This window comes from Acetobacter okinawensis JCM 25146 (assembly GCF_000613865.1).
Lineage (GTDB): Bacteria > Pseudomonadota > Alphaproteobacteria > Acetobacterales > Acetobacteraceae > Acetobacter > Acetobacter okinawensis.
Genome location: NZ_BAJU01000066.1, coordinates 1 through 8,351, shown reverse-complemented (window position 1 = coordinate 8,351; position 8,351 = coordinate 1). Strand labels below are relative to the sequence as shown.

10 protein-coding genes and 1 pseudogene are annotated in these 8,351 nt (G+C 60.0%); 3 read left to right on the top strand and 8 right to left on the bottom strand.

Features of this window, described 5'->3' with window-relative positions; all coding sequences use genetic code 11:
• The first annotated feature begins 289 nt into the window (after positions 1-289).
• Entirely contained in the window at positions 290-685 is a 396-nt protein-coding gene (locus JCM25146_RS14920) for a flagellar biosynthesis regulator FlaF (protein ID WP_025829009.1), read from the top strand.
• Between the two features lie 33 nt (positions 686-718).
• Positions 719-2,242, top strand: a complete 1,524-nt coding sequence (locus JCM25146_RS14915) for a protoglobin domain-containing protein (RefSeq protein WP_081774893.1) — start codon at positions 719-721, stop codon at positions 2,240-2,242.
• Positions 2,243-2,311: 69 nt separating this feature from the next.
• Here JCM25146_RS14915 and JCM25146_RS25075 read toward each other — a convergent pair whose 3' ends face one another.
• The 8 genes and pseudogenes from JCM25146_RS25075 to JCM25146_RS14880 all read right to left on the bottom strand — a co-directional run bounded on the left by JCM25146_RS25075 (position 2,312) and on the right by JCM25146_RS14880 (position 7,407).
• On the bottom strand, positions 2,312-2,725 hold the full coding sequence (locus tag JCM25146_RS25075) for a flagellar hook-basal body complex protein (RefSeq protein ID WP_369347535.1): 414 nt from the start codon (positions 2,723-2,725) through the stop codon (positions 2,312-2,314).
• Positions 2,722-3,642: a flagellar hook-basal body complex protein gene (locus tag JCM25146_RS20005; protein WP_369347534.1), complete on the bottom strand. Its 921-nt coding sequence runs from the start codon at positions 3,640-3,642 to the stop codon at positions 2,722-2,724. The genes JCM25146_RS25075 and JCM25146_RS20005 overlap by 4 nt, the downstream gene beginning before the upstream one ends.
• A 223-nt stretch (positions 3,643-3,865) precedes the next feature.
• Entirely contained in the window at positions 3,866-4,729 is an 864-nt protein-coding gene (locus tag JCM25146_RS20000) for an EscU/YscU/HrcU family type III secretion system export apparatus switch protein (RefSeq protein WP_277909622.1), read from the bottom strand.
• 92 nt (positions 4,730-4,821) lie between these two features.
• A pseudogene (locus JCM25146_RS24705) lies at positions 4,822-4,983 on the bottom strand (EscU/YscU/HrcU family type III secretion system export apparatus switch protein); the annotation flags it as partial.
• Positions 4,984-4,994: 11 nt separating this feature from the next.
• The gene (locus tag JCM25146_RS14895) at positions 4,995-5,756 is read right to left on the bottom strand and encodes a flagellar biosynthetic protein FliR (RefSeq protein WP_051544326.1); all 762 of its coding nucleotides are present in this window, start codon (positions 5,754-5,756) and stop codon (positions 4,995-4,997) included.
• A gap of 87 nt (positions 5,757-5,843) precedes the next feature.
• The gene (locus tag JCM25146_RS14890) at positions 5,844-6,119 is read right to left on the bottom strand and encodes a flagellar biosynthetic protein FliQ (RefSeq protein WP_025829005.1); all 276 of its coding nucleotides are present in this window, start codon (positions 6,117-6,119) and stop codon (positions 5,844-5,846) included.
• A gap of 9 nt (positions 6,120-6,128) precedes the next feature.
• Entirely contained in the window at positions 6,129-6,467 is a 339-nt protein-coding gene (locus JCM25146_RS14885) for a flagellar hook-basal body complex protein FliE (RefSeq protein ID WP_025829003.1), read from the bottom strand.
• A 136-nt stretch (positions 6,468-6,603) separates the two neighbouring features.
• Positions 6,604-7,407: a response regulator transcription factor gene (locus JCM25146_RS14880; RefSeq protein WP_025829001.1), complete on the bottom strand. Its 804-nt coding sequence runs from the start codon at positions 7,405-7,407 to the stop codon at positions 6,604-6,606.
• Positions 7,408-7,697: 290 nt separating this feature from the next.
• On the opposite strand from JCM25146_RS14880, the gene JCM25146_RS14875 reads away from it, so the two are divergent.
• Positions 7,698-7,946, top strand: coding sequence for a hypothetical protein (locus JCM25146_RS14875; RefSeq protein ID WP_025828999.1), 249 nt, complete (start codon positions 7,698-7,700; stop codon positions 7,944-7,946).
• The last annotated feature ends 405 nt before the right edge of the window (positions 7,947-8,351 follow it).

Here is an 8,351-nt window from a genome sequence, read left to right as displayed (position 1 = left end):
TATTTTCCCTCTCCCCGCCGTGCAGGCGGGGTTGCAGGCAGAAAGGCCGGGCGCAGTGTGCCCGGCCTTTCTGCTGTGTGGTGCCACCGCTCACGCAGGCGTGGGGGAAGGCACAGAGAAAAAGTGGCAAAAATATAGAAATTTTTTATATATTGGTGCAACACTGGACGCATAGGTTCCATGAGGTTGCTCTGGCCACGTTCAGACGCCGGGTGTAGAATGACTGACACACACGTTGCTGGTTTCTGCCCATAGGGTAGGGGACGGCTGATAAAAAAATGGTGCAATCATGATCCACCCTGCAATGCGCGCCTACCAGAATGTGGCAGGATACTCCCTGACGGACCGACAGGCCGATGCGACCTGCTTCAGACTGCTGATTGATGAGTTGGAAACGGCGTCAGCCAGCTCCGACCCGTCTGTTCGGCTGAGGGCCCTGACCAAGAACCAGCGTTTGTGGTCGATGATCATGAAAGCGAATTCGCTGGATTCGGGCACTACGAATTATGAAGACAGGGAACTGATTGTAAGGCTGGCCTCTCAGGCCCAGCGTTACGGCATTCGCGCCATTCTTGATACCAATCTGTCCCTCGCTCCCTTGGTTGGAATTGCAGAAACCGTTCTGGAAGGTTTGGAATCATCCGCAGGTGCCGGACAGGAGTTCGATACCGACGCCATGCTCTGAACGGCAGGGGAGCCAATATAAGGTGGCTCGACTATGGAAAATTCGGACGCGCGGGCAGGCCAAGGGCAGCCTGCCTCAATAGCTGACAGACTATCTTTTATGGGCATAGAGCGACGCGAGCGTGAGACGCTGGCCAGCATGAGCCCGGATATGGCCGATATTCTAGACGAGAGCCTGTCCGAATTTTATCAACGTGTGCATGACGTGCCTGCTCTGGCACGTTTTTTTCCGACCGATGCCACAACAAACAAGGCCCGCAGCGCGCAGCGCATGCACTGGCAGACCATTCTGTCAGGCAAGTTCGGGCCGGATTATGTGACCGATGTGACCCGTATTGGCCATGCCCATGCCCGTATTGGGCTTGAGCCACGGTGGTATATAGATGGTTACGCCGTGCTGCTGGACGCCATCTGCCGCCGCCTGATCAAGCGCGGTGTGCAGGGTGGTCCGCGTTTTGCTTTTGGCCGCGCGGCGCATGAGGCCGAAATGGGCGAAAAGCTGGGCCAGCAGATCGGGGCCATACTCAAAGCCGCTTTTCTGGACATGGACCTTGTGATTTCCACCTATCTGGCACGGCTGGAGGAGGAGCGGCAGAAGGCGGCTTCTGAACGCTCCGCGCTGGAGCAGATTGCCCAAGCCCTTGAGCGGGTGGCGGAAGGGGACCTCAGTGCCACTCTGGCGCAGGATGTGGCCGAGCGCTCCCCCGTGCTGGCGGCAGCCTTTGCCAAGCTCAAGACCGGGCTGAACACGGTTGTGTCCGATATTCGGCAGGTCTCCACGCAGGTGGAGGATGCAGCGGCCTCCATCAGCCAGAGCAATGCCCGTATTCTCAGCCAGAGCGAGGAGCAGGTCGGCTCCATCCACCGGCTGACCGATGCCACTGCCTCGCTTGAAGCCTCGCTGGATGATGTATCTGGCCAGACCTTTGCGGCCGAGAGTGCCGCGCGCAAATGTGTGGAGGCCGCAGCACGTGGCAATACCAACATGCATGATGTGCGCGCCACCATGGCGGATATTCAGGCGGCATGGAAAACCATTTCCGATCTGGTCGGCTCCATCCAGAACATTGCAGCCCAGACCAATTTTCTGGCGCTTAACGCCAATGTGGAGGCAACGCGGGCGGGTAGCATGGGGCGGGGTTTTTCGGTTGTGGCGATGGCCATCCGGGACCTGTCGGTCAAAACCTCTCAGGCGGCACGCCAGATTGCGGCCAGCGCGCAAAAGAACGAGGCCGTTATCCGCAGCGGAGCGGACTCGGTTAATCAAATGGTGGCTGATCTGGCCGACATCGGGGCAGGCATTGCTGTGGTGAACACCGCCATAAGCAAAATTAACAAGGAAATGGGCGGCCAGCAGAAAAATGTAAAAGGCACCCACCGCGAGGCCGCCGCCCTGCGTGACCTGACGGAAAAAACCTCCGCCATGTCCGAGCATGCTTCCGCCGACTGCCATGACCTGAGCCAGCGCTCGGCCAGAATGGTGGATCTGGTGAGCAACTTTGTCCTCTCCGACTACGGGCAGGATTATGTGGACGATTACCCGATAGCTGCTGAATAGGCAGGCATAAAAAAACCGGCCTGCTTTGGAGCAGGCCGGTGCAAAAAGCTGCGGGTTTAAAAGTGCGGCTTACTGCTTCATGGCGATGGTGGCCTGGAGGAGCTGGTCCGCCGTGGTCACGATCTTGGTGTTGGCGGTATAGGCTTCCTGCGCCACAATCAGGGCGGACAGGTCGCTTGTCAGGTCGGTGGTGGAGGATTCCACGTAGCCGATTGTCAGGGAGCCTGTTGCGTTCTCACCCACCAGCCCGGTCTTGGCGCTGCCCGATGCGGCGGTGGCCGTGTAGGCCTGACCATCCTGCGACAGCAGACCGTTGACGTTGGCAAAGTTGCTGAGCACGACCTTGCCGATCAGCTGCGTGTCCCCGTTGTCGAACGTGGCCATGACGGAGCCATCGCTTTCGATGCTGGCACTCTGGTAGGTGCCGGAGGTCACGCTGTCGCTGGTTGTGGTCGGGGTCACAGCCGTTGCACCAACGGTCATGCCCGTTGTGCCACCAATTGTGCCCAGAGACAGGTTGATGCTCTGTGTCTGCCCATCCGGTAGGTGACAGAAATAGGCAGGGAAACAGCCGCACCGCTGAGCGTGGAGGTCACGTTGCTGGTGCCGTCTGTGACGGATTTCAGATCGCCATCGCTGTCAAACGTTACGGTGTAGGTTTTGCCTGTAACGGTTGCCGTGCTGCCATCAGAGTTGGCGCTGGCGCTGGCGGCGACAGTCCATGTGTCTGTGCCGGTTTTTGTCCATGTCAGGCTGATCTGGGCCTGATTGTTTTCCGGGTTGCTGACGCTGTAGCTGCCGTCATAGGTTGTGGTCGCAGCGGTGGTGACGGTGTCGCCGGTGGCAGCGCCAGTGGCCAGAGTTCCGTTTGCTGTCAGCGTTGTGGTCTGCGTCGGGCGGAAGGTCACGTTGGCAACGTTGATCTGGGTTACGGTGGATGTATCCAGCGTGCCGGTCTCGGAATTGACCATGTAGCCATCAAGGTAATAGCCGCTGGTGTTTTCGAGGTACCCGTCCTTGTCCTCATAGAACTCACCGTTGCGGGTGTAGTACTGTTCGGAGGCAAAGTCAGCGCCTGTGGAGGTCACGGCACCGGTCTTTTTGGAGACGTTGAACAGCCCGTCGCCGGAGATGGACATGGCCAGCCCGTCGGTGCTGGAGGAGGCGGTGCCCTGCGAGTTGACGTGCTGCACGGTTACGGCGGCCACGGAGTTGGCCACACCCTGCGCAAACGAGCCGGAGGTGGAACCGGCACCGGCCACAAAGTCCTGAAAGGCAGTTGTATCGGCCTTGTAGCCGACCGTCTGGCTGTTGGCGATGTTGTTGCTGAGGTTGGTAAACGCGGTGGACTGAGCGTTAATCCCGCTGACAGCCGTGGTAAGGGAGTTGAAAATAGACATATGCCGTCCCTGCCTTATGGATGCGCAGTTCTCTTACGCAGGCTGTCTGTGCCGGGTTGGGGCACGCGCATCAGCCACTGGGTTGCTGGCGAACAGGGCCTTGGGGGCTTTGACAAGCCTGACCATATGACCTGCGCCTGAGTTACCCAACTGAGTAGCATGTAGGGCGCGGAACGCAAGTTTTTCCTGCATGAAAGAACTGTAAACCGCCGGTTTTGCGCGCTCAGCGCCGGAGCCGGGGGACCTGTTGCGCAGGTTGCTGCGCGGGTGGGGGGACCGCCCGCGCGCCGGGGGTTTTGAGTTTCATCACATAGGCGATAATGGCGGCGACAGGCTGGAAGTATTCGGCCGGAATTTCAGAATCGAGCGGCAGGGTGTACAGGGCGCGCGCCAGTGGCGGGTTGGGCACAATGGGAACGCGTGCCTCCTCCGCGGCCTCACGCATACGCGCGGCCAGTTCGTCCGTGCCTTTGGCAACAATTTTGGGGGCGCTGTTCACCCCGTTTTCATATTGCAAGGCTACTGCGTAATGGGTCGGGTTGGTCACGACCACCGTGGACTCCTTGACGGCCTGCACCATGCGGCGGCGGCGGCGCATGCGAATCTGGCGTTGGCGGGCCTTGACCTTGGGGTCCCCGTCCATGTCCTTGGTTTCGTCCTTGATTTCCTGAAAACTCATGCGCAGCTGTTGCAGCCGGTTCCAGCGTGTCCACACGTCATCGAGCACGGCAATCACGGCCTGCACCACCAGCACCACCAGTGTTGCATAGACAAACCACGAGACAAGCTCCTCCGTCAGGTGGCGCACGCTCCACCGCTCGGACACGGGCGCCACGCGCAGGGTCTCCTTGGCCACGCCAAACAGGACAAAGCCAAACACGACAAGCTTGATAAGGCTTTTGGCGGTTTCGATCAGGTTGGTTTTGCTGAACAGGCGCTTGATCCCCTTGGCGGGGGACAGGCGCATGATGTCAGGCATAATAGCAGTGGGGCGGAACAGGAACCCGCTTTGCAGCACGCCAAAGCAGAGCGTGACCAGTATGCCCGTGCAGACCAGTGGGGCAGCCAGCCACACCCCTTCCAGCATGGCCTGTATGCTGCGCGGTAGAGGGAGGCCCGGTCAAAGGGTATGCTGTCAAAATGGGCCATAAGCCCGTACATGTGCTTGACAAAGCGGAAGGCGGATACGCTGGTGGTTGTGGTAAAAACGATCAGGAACCCGCTGAGCACAACCAGAAGCTGCACCTCGCGCGACTGGGCAATGTTCCCTTCCTCACGCGCGGTTTCCAGCCGTTTGCCGGTTGGGGCTTGGCTCTTTTCGCCGGAGCTGTCGTCGGCCATGGCTCAGGCTCCTACGGGTGCGGCGTGGCCGCGCCAACGCCGGGCAGGCTCAGCAGAAAGTCCCCCGTACGCTCCTGCCATACACCACTCATGACCTGAATGAGAATGGCCAGCAGCAGCACCCCGCCCAGCAACTGCGCGGGCATGGCCATGGAATAGACCTGAATGGAGGGCAGCAGCCGGTTGAGCACCCCCAGCATGGCAGGCCACAAGGTGCCGATCAGCACAAACGGGGCAGAAAGCTGGAAGGCCAGCATAAAGGTCTGTGCCGTAACCTGCGTGACACTGCGCGCCATGTCCCCCACCATGGGCATGTGGCCGGGGGGGAACACGGTGTAGGAGCCGGTAACGGCGGCCAGTGGCAGCACATACAGCCCCGACGACATGAAAATGACCGGGACCAGAAACGCCGCCATATGGCTGATGGCCGTACTGCTCGCCCCCAGATCGGGGTCAGGCTGGAGCACGCTGGCCAGCCCGGTAAAAATGGCCACAAGCTGCATGGAAATGCCCAGTGCGAGCGAGATGACCCGCGCCAGCCAGCCGATAAAAATGCCGTAAAGGATTTCGCCCGCAATAATGGCAATGGCGCGCGCAGGCATGTGCAACGCCTGACCGGATACGTCCTTGAGCGCGTTGTGCTCAATGGGCAGGATGGCAAAGGTAATGCAGATGGCAATGCCTGCGCGCACCACCATGGGGGATGTGCTCTCCCCCAGTCCGGGGGAGGCCAGAACCAGCGCGCTGACCCGGCACAGCACCAGCAGGAACATGGCGGCCAGCACCTGTATGGACCGCCGGGGAACAGCAGGTAGTCGGTCATGCCCGCTGGCTGGCCCGCTGCTTGGTGTGCGAGCAGGTCACGAGCCGCCAACCATGATGATCTGGTCAAAAATGGTGCGGGAGTAGGTGTTCAGGGTAGAGGCCATGTAGGAGCCGGTCAGCAGCAGTGCTGTCATGGCGGCTATAAACTTGGGCACGAAGGACAGCGTGGCCTCGCTCACCTGTGTCATGGCCTGAAACAGCGAGACCAGAACACCCGCCGCCAGCGAGGCCAGCAGGGAGGGCGCTCCCAGCTTGACTGCCACAAACAATGTCTGGCGCAGAATGTCGTGGATATCGACTGTATTATGCATGGCCGGGTCTTAAATCGTCATTTTCATGACATCCTGATAGGCCTGTACAACGCGGTCACGCACGGTGGTGACGGTTTGCAGGGTCAGCTTGGCCTCTTCCACGGATGTGGCAATGTCGCTCATGTTGCCCTTGCCCGACAGGCCGGCGGCGGTCTGGGCTTCTGCTGTTTTGCCAGTCTGTATGGCGCCCTTGAGCGCGTTATTCAGTGCTGACGTAAAGCTCGAAACAATATCGGCCCCGCCCGTAGACCCCGTGCCCTGATCGTCCGTGGTGGACTGGGTGTTCTTCTGGGTCTGCCCATAGGCGTTGAGCGCATCGAGGCTGCGTGTGGTGATGTCGCTGATCATTATGGCCCTGTCTGGCGCGGAGGGGAGGGAATGCCCCCCATCCGCCACGGTAGTGGTCTGGAATGTGCGGGCACTCTAGTCCATTTGGCCCCTGCAAGGCCAGTGGCTTTTATGCGCCTGCCCCAATCTTTGCGTGTTACAGCACGTCCATCTTGTTGGTGGGGGAAATGACGTTGATCCCCCGCGTAACGGGCAGACTTGTCTCGCGCGAGGCGGGGGTGGCGCTGGCGTTGTGTGCGCTCATGCGCGCACCAAGGGGGATGAACGCCTGCTCGTTCAGTCTGTAGCCAATGCCCCACTGGGTAATAAAGGGGTCGGTAATGCCGAACGCGCGCATTTTCTTGCGGATTTTGCAGACCATCACATCAATGATCTTGCCGTGTGGTTCTTCCTGCCCGGCGTAGAGGTTGTCCAGAAGGGCCTCCTTGCTGAGCACCTGATTTTTGCGCAGGGTCAGCAGTTCCACCACGTCATATTCACGCGGGGTCAGGGGCAGGGGGCGTTTGTCTATATGGACCTGCCTGCGGTCCACGTTCACCACCATGCGGCCTATGTGCAGGCTCAGGCTGTCATGCCCGCCGGTGCGGCGGACAATGGCGCGCAGGCGGGCCAGCAGTTCCACTGGCTCAATGGTGGCACTCACGCAGTCATCCGCACCAATGGACAGAGCCTCGGCCACCTCCACAGGGGTGCTGGCCCGCACGATCATGATGACCGGGGTGGGAATGCGGCTGTTGCGAATGTGGCGGAGCAGGCGTGTGTCGGGTTGGGCAAGCTGGATGACAACAATATCGTACTGTGAGCGGCGCAGGGTTTCCACCACCCCTTCGGGGCCGGACATGGTGATGGAGAGCGCCCCTTCCACCGCTGCTTCGGCCAGGCCATGGCAGGGCCGGAGACCGCCGGGGGTTGAACTGTCTCCAATACACAACAGGCGCATATTTTATTCCGTCTTTTTTCTGTCTGGCGGTTCCGTGGCGTTGGCATGGGCATACCCGCACAGAACTGCGGCGCACCGGCCATATTATGGGGGATGGCGTGTGGTGCTGGTCGGGTATTTAGGGTGTGTTCGGGACTGCGCAAGGCCAGACTCCAAAAAACACCTTGGCTAAGGCATGACCATCCCATAATCTGAGTGCAAGATTTTTCCAGCTGGTTTGCATACGGCCCTGCCGTGCGGCATACCGGCTTTGTGTTTTTATGTATGCCTTAAACCAGAGGGTCCATCAAATGGCAGATACCACGGTTGCAGCCCAGCTTGCCTCCAGCATGCGCAGTGCCACGGTCCACATGACCCAGGCCGCGCACCGCTCGGTCCAGCCCGAAAATGTGACCTCCAGCACGGTCAAGCTTGCTTCCACCAGCCAGGACGGGTCCTCCTCCTCCATGCAGTTTGATGCATCCGGGCAGGTTGTGCCGTCGGGTACTACGCATAACAAGCACTCCGGTTCGGCAAGTTTTATCAACCTTCTGGCCTGAGCACCCGGACCGGGCCGGTTTGCTCCGGTCCAGCGCGGGCATCGGGTTGGTCGAAGGTGTTTTTTTATTGCATGGCGCTTCAGGGTATTCATGCATGGCAGCGGGTCGCTCCCGGTCTGTTCTTGCATGACTGACAGGCTTTTATGTCCTGCCCCGGTGGGCGGGTCGGTTGGTCACAGGTCTTTGGACCCCGCTCCCTTATGTGCAGCAGAGCCCCGCCTGACGGCAGGGTTATTGTTCGTTCAGGATTAACCAGACGTGTATTTCAGCAGATCCGTTTGTATGAAACGCTGCCTTCTCCCCCTTGCCCTGCTTCTCTCCTGCTCCGCCATGACAACCGTGGCCGATGCGGCGCGGCGCAACCGTGCGCCCCGCACGACCCTGAGTGTGCCCCCCCAAAGCTCC